The 16,161-nt window shown below is 49.3% G+C and carries 22 protein-coding genes; 14 read left to right on the forward strand and 8 right to left on the reverse strand.

Annotation, left to right across the window (positions count from 1 at the left end):
- Positions 1-14: 14 nt before the first annotated feature.
- The 3 genes from ACJJIM_RS04070 to ACJJIM_RS04080 are packed head-to-tail and all read left to right on the forward strand — an operon-like array spanning position 15 to position 2,078.
- A complete protein-coding gene (locus ACJJIM_RS04070) occupies positions 15-791 on the forward strand; it encodes an SDR family oxidoreductase (protein WP_108732333.1) in 777 nt (258 codons plus the stop codon).
- Between the two features lie 2 nt (positions 792-793).
- Complete coding sequence (locus ACJJIM_RS04075; protein WP_413664910.1) at positions 794-1,570, forward strand: SDR family NAD(P)-dependent oxidoreductase; 777 nt, start codon at positions 794-796, stop codon at positions 1,568-1,570.
- A gap of 49 nt (positions 1,571-1,619) precedes the next feature.
- Positions 1,620-2,078: a MaoC family dehydratase gene (locus ACJJIM_RS04080; protein ID WP_444912461.1), complete on the forward strand. Its 459-nt coding sequence runs from the start codon at positions 1,620-1,622 to the stop codon at positions 2,076-2,078.
- A gap of 89 nt (positions 2,079-2,167) precedes the next feature.
- Here the strand turns inward: ACJJIM_RS04080 and ACJJIM_RS04085 are convergent, their stop codons facing one another.
- The 4 genes from ACJJIM_RS04085 to dinB all read right to left on the reverse strand — a co-directional run bounded on the left by ACJJIM_RS04085 (position 2,168) and on the right by dinB (position 5,126).
- Positions 2,168-2,695 (reverse strand): hypothetical protein, encoded by a 528-nt coding sequence (locus tag ACJJIM_RS04085; protein WP_444912462.1) that lies wholly within the window; start codon positions 2,693-2,695, stop codon positions 2,168-2,170.
- Between the two features lie 75 nt (positions 2,696-2,770).
- On the reverse strand, positions 2,771-3,235 hold the full coding sequence (locus ACJJIM_RS04090) for a hypothetical protein (RefSeq protein WP_444898121.1): 465 nt from the start codon (positions 3,233-3,235) through the stop codon (positions 2,771-2,773).
- A gap of 13 nt (positions 3,236-3,248) precedes the next feature.
- Positions 3,249-3,776, reverse strand: coding sequence for an RNA polymerase sigma factor (locus tag ACJJIM_RS04095; protein WP_444912463.1), 528 nt, complete (start codon positions 3,774-3,776; stop codon positions 3,249-3,251).
- A 273-nt stretch (positions 3,777-4,049) separates the two neighbouring features.
- A complete protein-coding gene (gene dinB, locus ACJJIM_RS04100) occupies positions 4,050-5,126 on the reverse strand; it encodes a DNA polymerase IV (RefSeq protein WP_444912464.1) in 1,077 nt (358 codons plus the stop codon).
- An 82-nt stretch (positions 5,127-5,208) separates the two neighbouring features.
- On the opposite strand from dinB, the gene ACJJIM_RS04105 reads away from it, so the two are divergent.
- Positions 5,209-5,751 (forward strand): carboxymuconolactone decarboxylase family protein, encoded by a 543-nt coding sequence (locus ACJJIM_RS04105; RefSeq protein WP_444898118.1) that lies wholly within the window; start codon positions 5,209-5,211, stop codon positions 5,749-5,751.
- 25 nt (positions 5,752-5,776) lie between these two features.
- Here ACJJIM_RS04105 and ACJJIM_RS04110 read toward each other — a convergent pair whose 3' ends face one another.
- The 4 genes from ACJJIM_RS04110 to mutS form a co-directional block, all read right to left on the reverse strand.
- Positions 5,777-5,935, reverse strand: a complete 159-nt coding sequence (locus tag ACJJIM_RS04110) for a DUF1328 domain-containing protein (protein ID WP_282931841.1) — start codon at positions 5,933-5,935, stop codon at positions 5,777-5,779.
- Positions 5,936-5,980: 45 nt separating this feature from the next.
- Entirely contained in the window at positions 5,981-6,676 is a 696-nt protein-coding gene (locus tag ACJJIM_RS04115) for a polysaccharide deacetylase family protein (RefSeq protein ID WP_444912465.1), read from the reverse strand.
- 62 nt (positions 6,677-6,738) lie between these two features.
- Positions 6,739-7,062, reverse strand: a complete 324-nt coding sequence (fdxA, locus tag ACJJIM_RS04120) for a ferredoxin FdxA (protein WP_108732342.1) — start codon at positions 7,060-7,062, stop codon at positions 6,739-6,741.
- Between the two features lie 139 nt (positions 7,063-7,201).
- Complete coding sequence (mutS, locus tag ACJJIM_RS04125) at positions 7,202-9,853, reverse strand: DNA mismatch repair protein MutS (protein WP_444912466.1); 2,652 nt, start codon at positions 9,851-9,853, stop codon at positions 7,202-7,204.
- 830 nt (positions 9,854-10,683) lie between these two features.
- On the opposite strand from mutS, the gene ACJJIM_RS04130 reads away from it, so the two are divergent.
- From ACJJIM_RS04130 to ACJJIM_RS04175, 10 genes are all read left to right on the forward strand, one after another.
- Entirely contained in the window at positions 10,684-10,890 is a 207-nt protein-coding gene (locus tag ACJJIM_RS04130; RefSeq protein ID WP_444911337.1) for a hypothetical protein, read from the forward strand.
- Between the two features lie 114 nt (positions 10,891-11,004).
- A complete protein-coding gene (locus ACJJIM_RS04135; RefSeq protein WP_444912467.1) occupies positions 11,005-11,574 on the forward strand; it encodes a hypothetical protein in 570 nt (189 codons plus the stop codon).
- Between the two features lie 190 nt (positions 11,575-11,764).
- Positions 11,765-12,277, forward strand: coding sequence for an immunity 53 family protein (locus ACJJIM_RS04140; RefSeq protein WP_444912468.1), 513 nt, complete (start codon positions 11,765-11,767; stop codon positions 12,275-12,277).
- A 75-nt stretch (positions 12,278-12,352) separates the two neighbouring features.
- Positions 12,353-12,790, forward strand: coding sequence for a DUF4262 domain-containing protein (locus tag ACJJIM_RS04145; RefSeq protein ID WP_444912469.1), 438 nt, complete (start codon positions 12,353-12,355; stop codon positions 12,788-12,790).
- Between the two features lie 105 nt (positions 12,791-12,895).
- On the forward strand, positions 12,896-13,228 hold the full coding sequence (locus ACJJIM_RS04150; RefSeq protein WP_413663471.1) for a hypothetical protein: 333 nt from the start codon (positions 12,896-12,898) through the stop codon (positions 13,226-13,228).
- Positions 13,229-13,698: 470 nt separating this feature from the next.
- Positions 13,699-13,992 carry a hypothetical protein gene (locus ACJJIM_RS04155; RefSeq protein WP_444912470.1) on the forward strand — a complete coding sequence of 98 codons (294 nt, stop codon included), beginning with the start codon at positions 13,699-13,701 and terminating at the stop codon, positions 13,990-13,992.
- 95 nt (positions 13,993-14,087) lie between these two features.
- Positions 14,088-14,306 carry a hypothetical protein gene (locus ACJJIM_RS04160; RefSeq protein ID WP_444912471.1) on the forward strand — a complete coding sequence of 73 codons (219 nt, stop codon included), beginning with the start codon at positions 14,088-14,090 and terminating at the stop codon, positions 14,304-14,306.
- Between the two features lie 112 nt (positions 14,307-14,418).
- Entirely contained in the window at positions 14,419-14,865 is a 447-nt protein-coding gene (locus ACJJIM_RS04165) for a hypothetical protein (protein ID WP_444912472.1), read from the forward strand.
- Positions 14,866-14,916: 51 nt separating this feature from the next.
- Entirely contained in the window at positions 14,917-15,273 is a 357-nt protein-coding gene (locus ACJJIM_RS04170; RefSeq protein ID WP_444912473.1) for an Imm8 family immunity protein, read from the forward strand.
- A gap of 110 nt (positions 15,274-15,383) precedes the next feature.
- Positions 15,384-15,665 carry a hypothetical protein gene (locus ACJJIM_RS04175; protein ID WP_444912474.1) on the forward strand — a complete coding sequence of 94 codons (282 nt, stop codon included), beginning with the start codon at positions 15,384-15,386 and terminating at the stop codon, positions 15,663-15,665.
- The last annotated feature ends 496 nt before the right edge of the window (positions 15,666-16,161 follow it).

Raw genomic sequence — 16,161 nt, forward strand, 5'->3', positions numbered from 1 at the left:
TATAAGGATAAGAAATGGCAAAGAATATTTTTGATCTCACGGGAAAAATTGCCCTGGTGACGGGTGCCAGTCGAGGTATTGGTGAGGCCATCGCAAAACTTTTGGCTGAGCAGGGTGCCCATGTTTTGGTTTCCAGCAGAAAAATTGAAGGGTGTCAGGCCGTAGCCGATGCAATTGTAGATGCCGGTGGCTGTGCCGATGCGATCCCCTGTCATATCGGCAATATGGATAATATCCAGCAGGTTATTGGCGATATTCGCGAGCGATTTGGTCGCTTGGATATTTTGGTCAACAATGCGGCAACCAACCCTTATTTTGGTCATATTCTGGATACTGATCTAGCGGCCTTCGAAAAGACGGTAGAGGTCAATATACGCGGTTATTTCTTTATGTCGGTAGAAGCCGGCAAATTGATGCGAGAGCAGGGTGGTGGCGTTATTGTAAATACTGCCTCAGTGAATGCCTTGCAACCGGGTGTAGGGCAGGGTATTTATTCAATTACCAAGGCGGCGGTGGTCAATATGACCAAAGCGTTTGCCAAGGAGTGTGCGCAATTTAATATCCGGGTGAATGCTCTACTACCAGGGCTTACAAAAACCAAATTCGCCGGGGCATTGTTTTCCCACGAGGATATTTATAAAACTGCGGTTGGCCATATTCCCATGCACCGTCATGCGGAGCCGGAGGAGATGGCAGGTACAGTTTTGTACTTGGTCTCCGATGCTTCCAGTTATACGACTGGAGAATGTGTCGTTGTGGATGGTGGTTTGACTTCTTGTGGGGGGATTTAACCATGCATGATCCAATTCTCGATTTTAGCGATAAAGTCGCATTGATTACCGGCGCTGCCAGTGGATTTGGAAAATTACTAGCAGAGGAACTTGGTTCTCGGGGTGCTCGTTTGGTATTGGGAGATATCAATGAAGAGGCCTTGATGCAGTTGGCGGACAAACTGGGAAGCCAAAATATTGCTGTGCGCGCCCAGCGCTGTGATGTTTCCCAAGAGTCTGATTGCGCTGCTTTGGCGCAACTGGCTCAGTCAGAGTTTGGACAGCTGGATATCGCTGTTAACAATGCCGGAATCGCGCCTCCGATGATGTCTCTTAAGCAGACCGATGAGGCCATGATGGACCTTCAGTACAACGTTAACCTTAAGGGGGTTTTCCTGGGGCTTAAACACCAGTTGCCCCTGTTGAAGATGACCAGCGGAGCTGTACTGAATGTTTCCTCTATGGCGGGGCTGGGCGGTGCTCCCAAGATAGCCTCTTACGCAGCGGCAAAACATGGTGTGATCGGCCTGACCAAAACGGCAGCGATGGAAAACGCCAAGTACGGTATCCGTGTAAACGCGATTTGCCCCTTCTATTGTCTGACCCCGATGGTTACCGATATTGCAACTGAAGATGCCAGCCCTGAACAAGTTCAAGCGTTTCTCGCTGAGGGTTGCCCGATGAAACGCCTGGGTAAGCCGGAAGAAGTCGTAGCGGCCATGTTGATGCTGGTTTCCCCAAAAATGACTTACATTACCGGGCAGGCATTGGCGGTAGATGGCGGCCTCTCGGCCTATTGAGGTTGGGAGTCGCTGAGAAAGCGAATAGAGAATCGAAAAGGAGCCTTCGATGCCTGTAGAAATTTCACCTGATAGCCTCGGCTATTACATTGGCTTTGAAACAGAGCCCACAGACTGGTTTGAAATTGACCAGCAGAGAGTTGATAGCTTTGCTGAGTGCACCTTGGATCGACAGTTTATTCATGTAGACCCGGAGGCCGCTGCGAAAACACCTTTTGGGGGAACGGTTGCCCATGGTTTTCTCTCATTGTCACTGCTGCCTTATTTTGTAGGTGCTCTACAGATAACGGTTACAGGTGCTTATATGGGGGTGAATTATGGTTTGGATAAAGTCCGCTTTATCAACCCTGTAAAGACCGGTAGCCGGGTGCGCGTCTCCGGGAAAATACTGGATATTACAGAGAAAAAAGAGTCCCAGTATCAAATTAAGCTGATGGTAACTATGGAAATAGAGGGTGAGGCGAAGCCAGCTTTAGTTGCTGAGTGGATTTTTCTGCAGATTACCTAGTGGTGTCAGTATAAGGCCGGACCACCATTTTTCTAAGTCGTGATGGAAAGTGGTGGTTTCGATCTGTTTGAGAGTTGTTTAAGGCGAGTTTACATAAATGTTTCTTGTTGTTTAAGGGTGTTGAGACCCATGCGAACAATATTCAAGTGAGAAGCGGGAATACCTTTTTTGTAGTACTCGCCAGTAAAGTTAAATTGTTGGACTTCGATAAATGGTGAGAATAGGGTGCATCCCCAGTAGGGGTTTATACCCCACCAGCCATATTTTCCGGCGGTTCTGGGGTTTCTTTGAAAGAAGTTGTAAGCCCTTTTGATATTGTCATATTTGAGTTTGAATTTTCTTTTGTCATTGATGCTGTGGGCATCAAATATCACCAGGCATTGTATAGAGATGCCTTGCCGGCCAAGCGCATTGGCGATTTTTATCGCAGCATTTCCCCCTCTGCTGTAGCCAAACAATATCGCTGCTTTTTTGCGCGAAACCCCATTTTTAAGGTAACGGTAAATAGTGAGCTTTCGTGTGTGGGAGAATATCCGCCCATGAAGTTGGTTGATTACTGACTTTAGTACTGGATTTTCTCCGGCAGAAGGACCACCGGCACCGTAGATGCCCACCACAGTGTAGTGGCTAAGTTGAGACTGTATAGGGAGTGAGAATTCGAATTGGCCGCTTGAACTTGATATCAGTTGTTTCTAGCTCCTTGAAGCCGTGCTCGATAAAATCCGGCAGTGACGCTTAGCACTTTTACGTAATTCATCGGGTAGGGATTCTTCACTTGCATCCTGCTGTTCTGCCCGCCAATAGTGGCACAAGGCAACATACTCGCCACTATTTACCTGATTGCGTAGTGCGAGCCAGGGATCTGGCGCTGGGGTAACTGCCATCACAGTTTCTTTCCAATCCCTTAACGCCGGCTCGTACAAATGCTGCTCGGTGGAATTTGCTTTGTGAGTGAAGGCACCTAGGTGTTGGGCTGGATGAAGAAGCAATAGCAAGGCGGTTACCAGGCTACAACTTACTGTTGCACGAGAGAGTAGATGATTGACGTTTACTTTCGGCTTATAAGTTTGGGCTGTTTTATATAGATCGTCATCCAGCTGCTGCGGGGAAGTCAACGTCTCGGCTTCTTTAAAATATTGATTTTCCCAATTGCTCATAGCATTAACTCGATTACTCTTCGATAACTTCTACTTGCCAAGGTCTTCTCTCCGAACCGTATATCGCTTCGTCCAGTGCGGTTCGGGCGCGATGATATAGGGTGCGGCATTTATTGAGAGATAGCTGCTCGATATCAGCCACGGTTGCCAGTGGCAGCTTGCATTCCATATGCAGTAATAAAACATTGCGCAATTGAGAAGGTAAATTTTGAATCGCTGCGAGAATTCTATTCTGCTGTGGAGACTCTTGCGCGGATTTCTTCGAACTGGAAAATTCCTCAAGCTTGAGCAATTTATTGACTTGGATGTAAAGCCAACTTTTAAGCAGGCGCCCGTGCAATTCTGGCGGATTTTCCAAAAGACCACGCCAGAGTTTTTGCAAGAGTAAAGTGGATGAAGACGGCGCCATTTGCATACAGTAGCGATACAGGGAATCTTTATGACGGCCGTAGAGTTGACGGAACACAGCAGGTTTGCGCGACTCCTTGTAGTATTGGAATAGCGCCTCGTCAGATAGCTGGCGTAACTCTTTGAGAGACAATGTCTTGAGCCTCCGTACGCAAATTATCCCGCCTCGAACCACTGGCCGAGTATTGGTTTATGCGGCGTCAATAAAGAAGATTGTAGTATGGTTCTGCGTCGCAATTATTCTCTGGCCAGTACTTATAATTTCAGCCGATGTCACGGTACGACAGATACGAATCTTCGGGCTTGCGAAGTATAGTTGCCCCTGGTTTGAGAGGTGGTTGCTCGGGTAAGGGCCAACGCCAGATTTATCAATAAGTGATGATGCGCCTAATTAAGCCATCAAACGTCAAAAAGAGGCTTGCTCCGGCAGAGGTAGTGGCAATTGAACAGGGCCTTGCCCCGCCCGGAGGTCTGTGAGTCGCAGGCCTACCCCAAGAAGGCGGATGGGAGAAGGGCGTTTTTCTCGACACTCCTGCAGTAGCTGGCGGAATTCAGAAATACGCCCGGCACGGCTGCTGCGCTCGTGGGTGCTGGTAGTAAAATCCGCGTACTTTACTTTTACGGTGGCACCATTTACTTCGTAACGATCGCCGAGTTTTTCCAGCCGCTCCAGCAGACGCATATACAGCTCTGTCAGCTGTTCCAGCCATTCGTCAAAACTGGATAAGTCTTCGCGAAAGGTGCGCTCGACACTAACACTCTTGCGGGAGCCATCGCCGCTTACCGGGCGATCGTCAACACCACGGCAAAGGTCGTAAAGGCGGCGGCCAAATTTGCCAAACTTCTTACTCAGTTCAACTTGCGAAAAATTGCGTAAATCCGCGCAAGTGCGAATGCCTTGTCGATGCATTTTCTCTGCGGTCACCCGTCCCACGCCGTGTATTTTGTTGATAGGCAGGCGCAAAACAAATTGATCGACCTCGCTCGGCGTAATGACTGTCAATCCGTCAGGCTTCTGCCAATCACTGGCAATTTTGGCCAGGAATTTATTCGGGGCCACCCCGGCAGAAATAGTGATACCCAGGGTGTCGCGCACCCGTTGCCGGATTTCCTCAGCGATTAGGGTAGCGCTGCCGTGGCAGCGGCCACTGTCGGTGACATCCAGGAAAGCTTCGTCCAGGGATAGGGGCTCAATATCATCGCAGTAGTCGAGAAATATCTCCCGTATCTGCCCGCTGACCTCCCGGTACTTAGCCATGTTGCCGGGTACTACAATCAAATCAGGGCACAGTTTCTTGGCCTGGGCGGTAGGCATTGCGGAGCGAACCCCATAGCTGCGGGCTTCATAGTTGCAGGTAGAGATCACTCCGCGGCGGTCGCTACTGCCTCCAACGGCCAAGGGGCGTCCACGGAGATTGGGATCGTCACGCATTTCGACCGAAGCGTAGAAGCAGTCACAATCACAGTGGATAATCTTTCTCATGCTGTGATTATATACAGTGTTATGTCGTGCCAGAAAGTAATTTATGCCACTCGGACACCCGGCGATGACAGGTAGGTGAATAATGAGCAGTATTCCGTTGGTCGAGCACCCAACTTCCGATGATGTAGCCAGGGTTTTTGCTGAGATTGATGACGAGCTGGGGGGAATCCCCAGTCTGTTCCGTGTCTACGCCCAGCACCCGGGATTGCTTGAGGCAAACTGGTACAAGTTTAAGACGGTGATGATTCACGGCTGTTTGTCGGCGCAGCTGAAAGAAGCCATTGGCCTGGCAGTCTCAGCCGATAACCACTGTGACTATGGCATTTACCATCACAGTATGTCCCTGCAAATGCTTGGGGTGGAAACGGATGAAGTGATGCGGATTCGCACTGACCCCAAGCATGTGCACTTTTCTGAAAAAGAGCACGCCCTGTTTGACTTGGCGCGCAATGCCAACAGCGCCCCTGATGACCATCGCGAGCACCTGATTGCCGCTGCGCGAAAGCTCGGTGCCGGTGATGATGAGATTCTTGAGGCGTTGGGCGTAATGGAGATGGTACTGGGGGCCAATCACATTGCTGAAGTACTCAGCCTGGCGCCGACCCGAGTGCCTCACAAGAAGTAATAACAGGCGCCCTTGGGCGGCTGTTCTACTTGGGTCTGCCGAAAATCAGTGCCAGCACAAACATCACAAGGAAAATAAAGAAGAGAATCTTGGCTATTTCAGTTGCGGTCGAAGCGATGCCACTAAAGCCAAAGAAGGCGGCGATCAGCGCAATAACCAGGAAGGTGACAGCCCAGCGCAACATAAGAGGCTCCCAATAGAGTGGAGGGAGCCTTGGGCTCCCGTTCCGTTAATTGATAGAGTCCCGCTCCACAGGTTCCAAATGGTCGCCTGCTTTCATCAGGGTTAGTTGCTCCAGTGTGGCAAACTGGAAGCCCTTTTGCCTGAGTTGCGCAGTAATGAGGGGCAGGGCCTCCATTACCTGATGGTGCTGACCATACATGGGATGCAGCAGAATCACACTTCCGTCTTTTGCCTTTTGGGATATATAGTCAGCTGCGACTTGGGCGCCGCCTGCTTGCAGTTGCTCAGTAGGATCGATATCCCAGTGAGCAATCTTGAACTGGTGATCGCTTAAAAGCGTGCCCAGCTCGTCAGACATCTTTCCGTGAGGAGGGAGAAACATGGGCTTGCTGGTATAGCCATTACTTTGTAGTAGCCGACAGGTTTTTTTAATCTCTTCCTTGGCACTACTCAAAGGTATCTGGGAAAGGTTTGTGTGTGAGTAACCATGGTTGCCTAACTGATGTCCAGCCTGAATGATTGCCTGGGTCTGCTCCGGGTACCTTTCCATTTCCTGCCCTGTAGGGAAAAAAGTGGCGGTCACTTCCAAAGACTCGAGCCGCTTTAACAGTGGCTCGGTTTTGCCGGGGAAGGGCCCCTCATCAAAAATAAGCGCTACCCATTTATCCTTGCCGGTAATTGCCTGGGCACAGATTGAAAATACAAAAAGCCAAATGCAAATAGCATTAATTATTATTTTCATTTTTTGGGGTTTCCACAGATAGAAAAAAAGCCGTCAATGACGGCTTTTTTCTTTGAACTTGTTTAGCGCTCCAGCTGGTCCAGCTTGCCCTTCTTGCCGTCCCACTCCTCGGCATCGGGTAATGGGTCTTTCTTCTCGGTAATATTGGGCCATACCTCGGCGAGTTCTGCGTTCAACTCGATAAATTCCTGCTGATCGTCCGGAACCTCATCCTCAGAGAAAATCGCGTTGGCGGGGCACTCCGGCTCACACAGGGCGCAGTCGATACACTCGTCTGGGTGAATTACCAGGAAGTTGGGGCCTTCGTAAAAACAGTCTACCGGGCAAACCTCTACACAGTCGGTGTATTTACACTTAATGCAGTTTTCCCCAATTACGAATGTCATGTTTGTCCCTCGATAGTGCCACTGAATTCTTCGTGCAGCGGATTTTATCAATTACTGGCGCGAATTGTAGTGGCTTTTCAGTCGATTTAGTTCACTGTTTATAACAGGATGAATTGGGCGACCAGGGTCGCCCGGTCTTTTACTTCAGTAACTTGCGTAAAGAATAGAGCGCTTCCAGTGCCTGGCGTGGCGTCAAATCGTCCGGATCAAGCTCCTCAAGGGCATCCACGGCCGGGTGGCTTGGGCTGCCAAACAGATCTACCTGCTGGGGGGAACCAGGGCCCGCGGCCATTGGCACAGCGGCTTCTTCCGGCTCCTGTTTGGGGGCCGGTGCAGGCGTAGCAATAGGAGCTGGCACATCTACCGACTGGGCGCCGGCTTCCAATGCTGCCAAGCGCGCGCGGGCCTCGGTCAATACATCACTGGGGATGCCGGCCAGTTTGGCCACCTGCAACCCGTAACTTTTAGAGGCGGGCCCTTCCTGGATGCGGTGCAGGAAGACAATTCCCTCGCCGTGCTCGGTGGCATCCAAGTGGATGTTGGCGGCCTCAGAGCATTGGCTGGGCAGGTCAGTCAGTTCAAAGTAATGGGTGGCGAACAGTGTAAAGGCGCGCACTTCCCCTGCCAGGTAGTGGGCACAGGCCCAGGCCAGGGACAGGCCGTCGTAAGTGCTGGTACCACGGCCAATCTCATCCATCAGTACCAAGCTGTGCTCGGTGGCATTGCGCAGGATATTGGCGGTCTCGGTCATTTCCACCATAAAGGTGGAGCGGCCACCGGCCAGGTCATCGGCACTGCCGATGCGAGTGAAGATACGATCCAGCAAGCCGATCTGGGCACTGTCGGCGGGCACGTAACTGCCGCAGTGGGCCAACAGGGCAATCAATGCCGTCTGGCGCATATAGGTAGATTTACCGCCCATGTTCGGGCCGGTAATTACCAGCATGCGGCGGTCGTCGTGCAATTCAATATCGTTGGCCACAAAGGGCTCACCCAATACCTGCTCCACCACCGGGTGGCGCCCGCCGGTAATATGCAGGCCTGGCTCAGTGCCCAGTTCTGGGCGGCACAGGCGCAAATCGTCAGCGCGCTCGGCCAAGCATGCCAGCACGTCTAATTCGGAGATACCCGCAGCAGCGGCTTGGAGCTCTGCCAGGGACTCATTCAGCTGATTGATTAGCTCTTCGTACAATGCCTTTTCACGAGCTAGCGCGCGGCTCTTGGCGGAGAGCGCCTTGTCTTCAAACTCCTTTAGCTCGGGCGTGATAAAGCGCTCTGCATTTTTCAGGGTCTGGCGGCGAATGTATTCAGCTGGCGCCTTATCGCTTTGCCCGCGACTGATTTCAATAAAGTAGCCGTGCACCCGGTTGTAACCCACCTTAAGGGTGGGAATACCGGTGCGCTCTTTTTCCCGCTGCTCCAGTTGCACCAGGTAATCGCCGGCGTTTTCACTGATAGCGCGCAGCTCGTCCAGTTCTTCGTCGTAGCCGGTAGCAATAACGCCACCGTCGCGAATTACTACCGGAGGGTTTTCAATAATGGCATCTTGCAGTAGCTCTACGGTTTCTGGCCACTCGCCGATCTGGCTGCACAATTCATTCAATAACGTTGCGTCAGATTCCGCTAACTGTTGCTGGATTTCTGGGAATTGAGCTAGGGACTGGCCCAGGCGAGCCAAATCCCGAGGACGTGCAGAGCGCAGTGCCAAACGGCCCAGGATTCGCTCCATATCGCCCACAGGTTTGAGGGCATCACGCAGAGGCTCAAAGCCATAATCGGCAATTAATGCTGCGATGGCATCTTGGCGGTTGCGCAAGGTAGTCAGCTGGCGCAAGGGGTTGTTAAACCAGCGGCGCAGCAAGCGGCTACCCATAGCGGTTTTACAGCTATCGAAGACCGACAAGAGGGTATTGTCATCGCCACCGTTCAGGTTCAGATCAATCTCCAGATTGCGGCGGCTGGCACCATCCAAGGCGACTGTCTCATCACCACTTTCCGTCAGCAGGCCGCGAATATGGGGCAGCTCGGTACGCTGGGTGTCCCGTGCATATTGCAGCAGGCAGCCGGCAGCGATCACAGCACCGTGCATATGGCTACAACCAAAGGCCTCCAGGTTCATGGTGCCGAATTGCTGGTTGAGCAGACGCAAAGCGCTCTCCAGCTCGAACTCCCAAGGTGCCCGGCGGCGCACGCCCGCGCGGCGTTCGATTTCAGCCGGCAGGCTAAGCTCTTCCGGCGCAAGCAGTTCAGCGGGATTGTGGCGCTGCACCTGCTCGGCCAGGGCTTCCAGAGTATCTGTTTCCTGAACCACAAAACGACCGGTTGCCAGGTCCAGCAGTGCCAGGCCAAATACATCGCCCAAGTGTGAAATAGCAGCCAGGAGGTTATCGCGGCGATCGTTGAGAAGTGCCTCGTCGGTGACCGTGCCCGGAGTAACAATACGTACTACCTGGCGCTCAACCGGCCCCTTGCTAGTGGCGGGATCACCGATTTGTTCACAGATGGCAACGGAAACACCAGCTTTAATTAGCCGCGCCAAGTAGCCCTCAGCTGCATGGTAGGGAATACCGGCCATGGGGATAGGTTCCCCCCCGGACTTGCCACGGGCAGTAAGGGTGACATCCAACAGCTCAGCCGCCTTCTTGGCATCATCAAAGAACAGCTCGTAAAAGTCCCCCATGCGGTAGAACACCAGCTCTTGGGGGTGCTGGGCCTTGATGCGCATGTATTGTTGCATCATGGGGGTGTGTTCGGGTTTCGCGGCCTTGGTCTTGTTTGCGGTTTTTGGCATTTTTTCTAAGAAAATCAGTAAGTTACAAAAGTGTTCGCAAACCCCAAGAGCCCCGCAGGAGTGGCGGCCGGCTCAGATTGGGGTAGGGGGCAGGTTTCCTCGGGGGCTTAATAAGCTGAAGCGTTCGATCAAATAATGAACGGCAAGCCCAAACCTGATGTTCCTGAAGCATACAATCGGGAAAGATCTGAACAGAAAGGTCCAGGCCAAAGTTCGAAGGGCTTCTTTATAGGGGGCGCAGAATAGCAGAGTGGGGGGCAAACCACTATGGATGGATTATCAACTGCAAGTGGGATGGCCTGCAGCGACCCTGTGATTTTATGAGAGCCTTGTAGGGAAGCGGGACGTTTTCCTCTTTGAGGTAAGGACCGTCACTTTTCTTTGCTCTAATGAGTCTGCTGCTGATCTCAACAAAAAAGATTCCTGACTCAGTAAGGTCGAGTACTAAGCAAGCCAATTCTTTACGCGGTAGCGCATCCCTCCAGCTGGGACATATGTGCATAGTAGGCTGATGAAATACAGCACTGATAACTAAGTCCTGCTTCGTATATCAGAATTCAAAAGACGCTGCTCCTATTTCTGGGGAAAATTCTATAACTTGTTGATTTTTAAAGGATGTGAAAAATGATATAAAGCAGGGAGAGCGCGGAATTATAAAGACGCTGCTTTATATCTACTTGTTTCGTTTCGTGCCACTCAATGTATTTTTTTGATTTTATTGGGTTTTTAAGCGGGCTTTGATTGAGGGCAGTAGAATTATAGAGAAGGGTGATATATAGACGCTGCTTTTGAATTAACTGTTATAGCTTCCAATCGGATCGAGATATTTAATGTTCAAACAAGTATGGAAAGGCTGGACTGCTAGTGTCTCAGTAATATTTACACCACTAATCTTAATTGCTGCCCTAATTCAGCCTGATGCCCCAGAAAATCTGCTTCTGGCTGTGCCTCTAGTTCCGGTCATTGCTGCTGGGCAGGGTGTTCTTATTGGTGCACTGGTGTGCTTTGGTCTCAAAATATTATCGTTTAAAAATTAGCATGGGGGCAAAAAGCTCTAACAAGTACAAGCAGGTTGCTATGGGCCTTTGGCCCTTCGCGAGACGGCCTACGCTTCGCTCCAGCCGCCCCTGTTGTAATCGTTAGGAGGCCATATGGAAATAACCACTGAGGTGTACTGCAAGTTTGATGGTGCCAAGCTAAAGGAGAGGTTTTGCTCCATTTTAAATAATTTTCCAACGCCTCCAAATGGATCAAGCTATGATAAATCCAAGCTGATTGAGTTGTTCGCGATGCTAGGATCAGATATATCTGATGTGGGATATCATGTTGATCCAGAGTGGTCTATCTACAATATATCAGTACAATCTGATACCGAAGTATCTTTTTTCTTTGAGGAAAATAATGATTTCTCTTGGGATGATATGCCCGCTTTTCTTAGGTATTTTGGCTGCATCGAGGTTTTCACTAAAACATTAACTGATAATGGTGATGTTTTTATGGGGCTGGATGAAAAGGGGGCTTCCACATTGCTTTACATTACCGGGAATTGCCCAGAAATTGATGAGCCATTTTTAGATGATGGATGTTTTGAAGGGGGGAGCGTCCATGATTATATCAAATTGTACAGAAATAATGATTTTCCGAAGCCGCCACCTCCCAACAAAGCTAGGCAGTCGGACAAAAATTTCTTCGCTTCGCTACGTAATTTTTTCCGCTGCTAGCGGCGTTATTGTGGCGGTCGGTTTTATTGATTTTTCGTGGTAACTGAAGGTTTCGTGCCACTAAATAGCATCTGGTATTGAGCAATTTTACTGATTGCTATTCAGGCAGTTTCGCTCCAAGAGTGTTCGCTCGGGTGTTGTAAAAAGAGGCAGTCCGCTGCAATTTCGCGGATTGCCAGTAAGATAGGAATTGGTTAGGGAAAGTGCGGTATTCTTCCCTCGTAAATATTGGGCAGCGGCCAGCCAAACTATGGCTGGCAAAGTGCTAGTAGTCGGTCCCGAGCGCGCCAGCCATAACCAGGCTAGGCAAGCTCGCCCAACCCCTTCGGGGCTGGGCTGGACAGCCTACGCGTTGCTTCGGCTGCCCTTGCTAGCGGCGTTAAGTATCAAAAACATGGAAGCTCTCAAAGAACTTGAAGAATGGTATTTTTCTCAGTGCAATGAGGACTGGGAACATATCTATGGCATTGAAATCGGTACTCTTGATAATCCAGGATGGTTTCTAAAGGTAGATATCACCGATACAGATATAGAAGAAAAGAAATATGAAGGTTTTTCCTACGGTGTAGGTGATGACGCCGAAGCGAGTGGGAACGACTGGATTATTACAAAACTAGAAGGCGGTAAGTTTGTTGGCTATGGTGGCCCTCACAAACTAAGCGAGCTGATAAAGCTCTTTCTAAAGTGGGTAAAAAATGCTTAACAAGTGCCGGCACAATCGCGCACTGGACTCGCAACAAGTTGCTCGCCTGTGCGGCAGGCGTTATACGAGAAGAGTATGAGCAAAGAAGAAATACAGGAAAATATCAAAGAATATGGATGGCACTTCCTGTTTGTCTTTGATCCAAATGGAGAGCATCAAGACTTTTCATACACCATAGGTTTAGAGGAAAGCTTCGAGCATCCAGAGATTATGATATTTGGTCTCAAGAAAGATTCCGCTCACGCGATTCTTGCTGATATTGTCGAAGACATTAAGTCCGGTGTCACAATGGAGCCAAACAAAAAGCTAGGTAATGTTATTGGTGGTGATTTTGAAGTTATGTTCAAGCCTATTAGTAGCAGCGCGTACAAAGAGTATTTAGGTACGGCTGTTAACTACTACGGTAAGCCTTTTAGAGCACAAGTCATGTTTTGGCCAGACAAAGCTAATATTCTACCCACCGAAGAAGGGTGTGAGCTAACTATTCAAAATGAAGCGCTTGCAATCGTATAACAAGGCGATGAATTTCGTTCCGCCCCAATGGGGCTCCACCGGACTGTCACTGCTTCGCAGCGCCAGCCGATTATCGCGACGTTATGCACTCTTACGGAGTATAAGTTGAAAAATTTACTTCCAATAATTTTGGCTTTATCTGCCCATTCTACATGGGCAGAAGATTTATGCCCTGTAAACGAAAATGTCGAACCTGATATGAGAATGCCCGAATCATATTTCACCAAGGACCGAGCGGCAGAGGCATCCAAAAAGATACAAGGGATTGTTACGGGTACAGACAAGGTTTATGAATGGATTACTGTGCCCAACTCACTAAAGCTAATTGAAGGGTATGTTCTTAGACGTGATGCCTTAAACAGCCAAGGCACTATGCGTGAATATCATGTTTCACAGTTCTGTTCATTTATGCAATCTGAAGCATGGTGGTATGACTAAGTGCATAACAAGCGGCTGTTGTCGCCCCTGCGAGGCTGGGACGGCCTTTCCGCTGCTTCGCAGCTACAAGTCCTCCCCAAAGCCGGACATTATTGTGGCGGTCATTTTTTAGATGGTTTGTAGTTGCTGCAAGTAACAATCTCTACCTGAACACGCTTCGCCAGAGAGTTCTCCTTCAAACTGGTACCGCAGTTTCGTTCAAGTGCCTTCGTTTAAAGCCAACAAGTTCTGCAAGCCAGCTGCACCATTGTGGAGTGCCAATCAGCTAGTTAACTGGTGGGGAAAGTATGGTATTTTTCCCTGTAAATTTATCGGGCAGTGGCCAGCCAAAGTTGGCTGGCAGAGAGCAAGTAGGTCGTTCAGAGCGCGCCAGCTATAACCAGGCCAGGCAAGATCGCCCAGCCGGTGGCTGGGCTGGACAGCCTACGCTTTGCTTCGGCTGCCCTTGCTGGCAACGTTAGGTGTAAAGAATGTCAGCGTATCATCACAAAGGAAAGCTCGTTTCTATAGATGGTGAGTGGGCGACTTACGAGTATTACCCTGATTACCTATCTTACGAGTCGGCAGTTGGTTTATTTAAGGTTAAACCATCAAGCCTTGTGGGCGAGCAAGAGCGAGAATATGAAATTTTGGCTAAGGCTGGTGATGTAAAGCTTTTTAGCAACCGTCCGGAAGAGCATGTTATTTTTACGCTTCTTTCCAAAATACGTAAAAGCGCTGAGAATGGCGAGCTCTTTCCAGAAGAGGTTTATCACATTGCGTAACCCACCTAACAAGCGCATGTTGTCGGACTGGTTTTCCGCTGCGCTCCAAACCAGCCGCAAATGCGGGCGTTATAAACCTAAAGGGAATTACCTGAGTGAACATTAATATTTCATTGATCGGTCAGTTTATTACTATCTTTGCAATTTTTATCGGCATTATCAGTTACTACCTTGGGCGCAGGAAGACGGAAACTCCAATACTTGCAGCGTTTATCGGCGTTGCACTCTCAATTGTTCCCGTGTTCGGACTTGTGTATGTGGTGGTCTTGATGTTCAAACGAGATATTAGTAATAGTAGCCAAGCAAGTGCGTAATTCGGTTTATAACCAAGCCAGGCAAGATCGCCCAGCCGAGGGCTGGGCTGGACAGCCTACGCTTCGCTTCGGCTGCCCTTGCTGGCAACGTTAGGCGCTACGAGAGATTTCAGTGATCAAAGGAACATTAGATAATCTGATAGAAGCTTTCCCCGAATGGAAAGGAGATTTGTCGAAATCTACTCCAGGCAAGGAATGGGAGTTTGTGGTCACGTCACCAGAAAGTGAAGCCAAATTAATCTTTTCTATCTCAGATCGAATCAATATTAAGTTTGGCCGTAAAAATCTAGAGTTTTTCCATGCTTCAGAATCAATCGATACTTTGAAGGATATCGTCTCAGATGACTTGGTATTCATCGAGTATTACTGCGATAAGAAGCTCGCAGAAACATTGGGGCAAGATGTACCGTCAGGTATTCCTGAATATCAAGGTGGCGATATTGTTAGTCCAGAAACAATTACAAACAAAAACACCGATTGGTATTTTGCCAATAAACTAAGGGTAACATCTTGGTCTGGAGCATTAGATCGAGACATAGAGGCCGTGTATGGCCAGTAAATCGCCTAACAAGCGCCTGCAAACGGACCTCCGGCCGTTGAGGCGGGCGTTATGAAAAAGGAAGTCATGAAGACACCTGAGATTAAGGGCTGGGATTGTATTGATCATGACCCCATAGAAGAATGGGTTCCCGATGATCCTTCCGATGTTGAATTTTGGTGCAACATTGCAATAGGGCTATCTGGAGAAAATGGGGCCGATAATTTCCAAGTTCATATCGCAACGAACAAGGCCCTATCAAGGATTGAAGACAAGAAATATATGGTCGTAGTCCCTTACTACGAAAGTTGGGTGCAAGTACTTGATGTACTACATTCTATTGTCGCAGAATGCGAAGACATAGGGTGGTCAGGTATGAGCGAGCAACTGGCTAAGCACTTTCATTGGGAGTATGAGGGTGTGCGCTAAATGCATAACAAAACGCTCAACTACACTCCGGCCGCAAGCGGCCTCCGTCGGACAGCCAAAAGCGTGCTCCGCACTGGCTGCCAGTTAGCTCAGCGTTATGTGAGCTTGTGATGAAAAGTTCAAAGGCTTTAAAGCATATATCGAGCGTCGAAATTGGCCTTGGCTTTATACTTGCGCTGATTTCCATGTGGCTGTTCCTAAATATTACTCTAGAGCCAATCCACCAAGAGCCGCATAGTATTGGTAGGATCATCGCCTCAGTATCATTGCTAGGGTCCCTAAGCTTATTGATTCCTGGCATTGCTCTGCGTATTTCAGTCAAGGTGGGCACCATACTGCAGTCTTTAGTGATTATTTTTGCAGTGTTTATCATGTGGTTGGGTTCTAAATAGGATGCAAGCAAGCTCACTTAACAAACACAGGCAGAATGCTCCGGCCCGTAGGGCCTGCGCGGGACGCCCTACGCTTCGCTTCGGTCGCCCCTGCTGTGGGCGTTATGTGTAATACCAGATCAAACATGGAAGAGTTATCCCATAAAATAGCCGAAATAGTTCTAAGCTCAGCGACACCTGTCAATATTAAAAATGAGGCCACAACTTTAATAGCCGACCTTCTTGGGCCCAGAAAGGATTGGTATGCTTGCATTCAGTCGAACTTGGTTACTACAACTGAGGTTGCGGGCGGTTTGCTCGGCCACCTTTATACCTTTAGGGGCGGCTATCTTGTTGACAACCACTTCTTAATCCAAAGTGCTGAGCAAACCGTAATCGAGTGCCTAAATGAAAACACATAACAAGTTGCTCAAGTGGGACGTATTCTCCGTCGCTTCAATGTGTGGTTAAATACCACACATTAAAACAACTACAAATACGCCCCTTAGCAAGGCGT

The organism is Microbulbifer maximicatervae (SeqCode), assembly GCF_052467615.1.

What these genes read in the sequence shown, in the direction of transcription:
- ACJJIM_RS04070 (WP_108732333.1), top strand. Translation starts at nt 15, where the DNA reads ATGGCAAAGAATATTTTTGATCTCACGGGAAAAATTGCCCTGGTGACG.
- ACJJIM_RS04075 (WP_413664910.1), top strand. Translation starts at nt 794, where the DNA reads ATGCATGATCCAATTCTCGATTTTAGCGATAAAGTCGCATTGATTACC.
- ACJJIM_RS04080 (WP_444912461.1), top strand. Translation starts at nt 1,620, where the DNA reads ATGCCTGTAGAAATTTCACCTGATAGCCTCGGCTATTACATTGGCTTT.
- ACJJIM_RS04090 (WP_444898121.1), bottom strand. Translation starts at nt 3,235, where the DNA reads ATGAGCAATTGGGAAAATCAATATTTTAAAGAAGCCGAGACGTTGACT.
- dinB (WP_444912464.1), bottom strand. Translation starts at nt 5,126, where the DNA reads ATGAGAAAGATTATCCACTGTGATTGTGACTGCTTCTACGCTTCGGTC.
- ACJJIM_RS04105 (WP_444898118.1), top strand. Translation starts at nt 5,209, where the DNA reads ATGAGCAGTATTCCGTTGGTCGAGCACCCAACTTCCGATGATGTAGCC.
- ACJJIM_RS04110 (WP_282931841.1), bottom strand. Translation starts at nt 5,935, where the DNA reads ATGTTGCGCTGGGCTGTCACCTTCCTGGTTATTGCGCTGATCGCCGCC.
- ACJJIM_RS04115 (WP_444912465.1), bottom strand. Translation starts at nt 6,676, where the DNA reads ATGAAAATAATAATTAATGCTATTTGCATTTGGCTTTTTGTATTTTCA.
- fdxA (WP_108732342.1), bottom strand. Translation starts at nt 7,062, where the DNA reads ATGACATTCGTAATTGGGGAAAACTGCATTAAGTGTAAATACACCGAC.
- mutS (WP_444912466.1), bottom strand. Translation starts at nt 9,853, where the DNA reads ATGCCAAAAACCGCAAACAAGACCAAGGCCGCGAAACCCGAACACACC.
- ACJJIM_RS04130 (WP_444911337.1), top strand. Translation starts at nt 10,684, where the DNA reads ATGTTCAAACAAGTATGGAAAGGCTGGACTGCTAGTGTCTCAGTAATA.
- ACJJIM_RS04135 (WP_444912467.1), top strand. Translation starts at nt 11,005, where the DNA reads ATGGAAATAACCACTGAGGTGTACTGCAAGTTTGATGGTGCCAAGCTA.
- ACJJIM_RS04145 (WP_444912469.1), top strand. Translation starts at nt 12,353, where the DNA reads ATGAGCAAAGAAGAAATACAGGAAAATATCAAAGAATATGGATGGCAC.
- ACJJIM_RS04155 (WP_444912470.1), top strand. Translation starts at nt 13,699, where the DNA reads ATGTCAGCGTATCATCACAAAGGAAAGCTCGTTTCTATAGATGGTGAG.
- ACJJIM_RS04170 (WP_444912473.1), top strand. Translation starts at nt 14,917, where the DNA reads ATGAAAAAGGAAGTCATGAAGACACCTGAGATTAAGGGCTGGGATTGT.
- ACJJIM_RS04175 (WP_444912474.1), top strand. Translation starts at nt 15,384, where the DNA reads ATGAAAAGTTCAAAGGCTTTAAAGCATATATCGAGCGTCGAAATTGGC.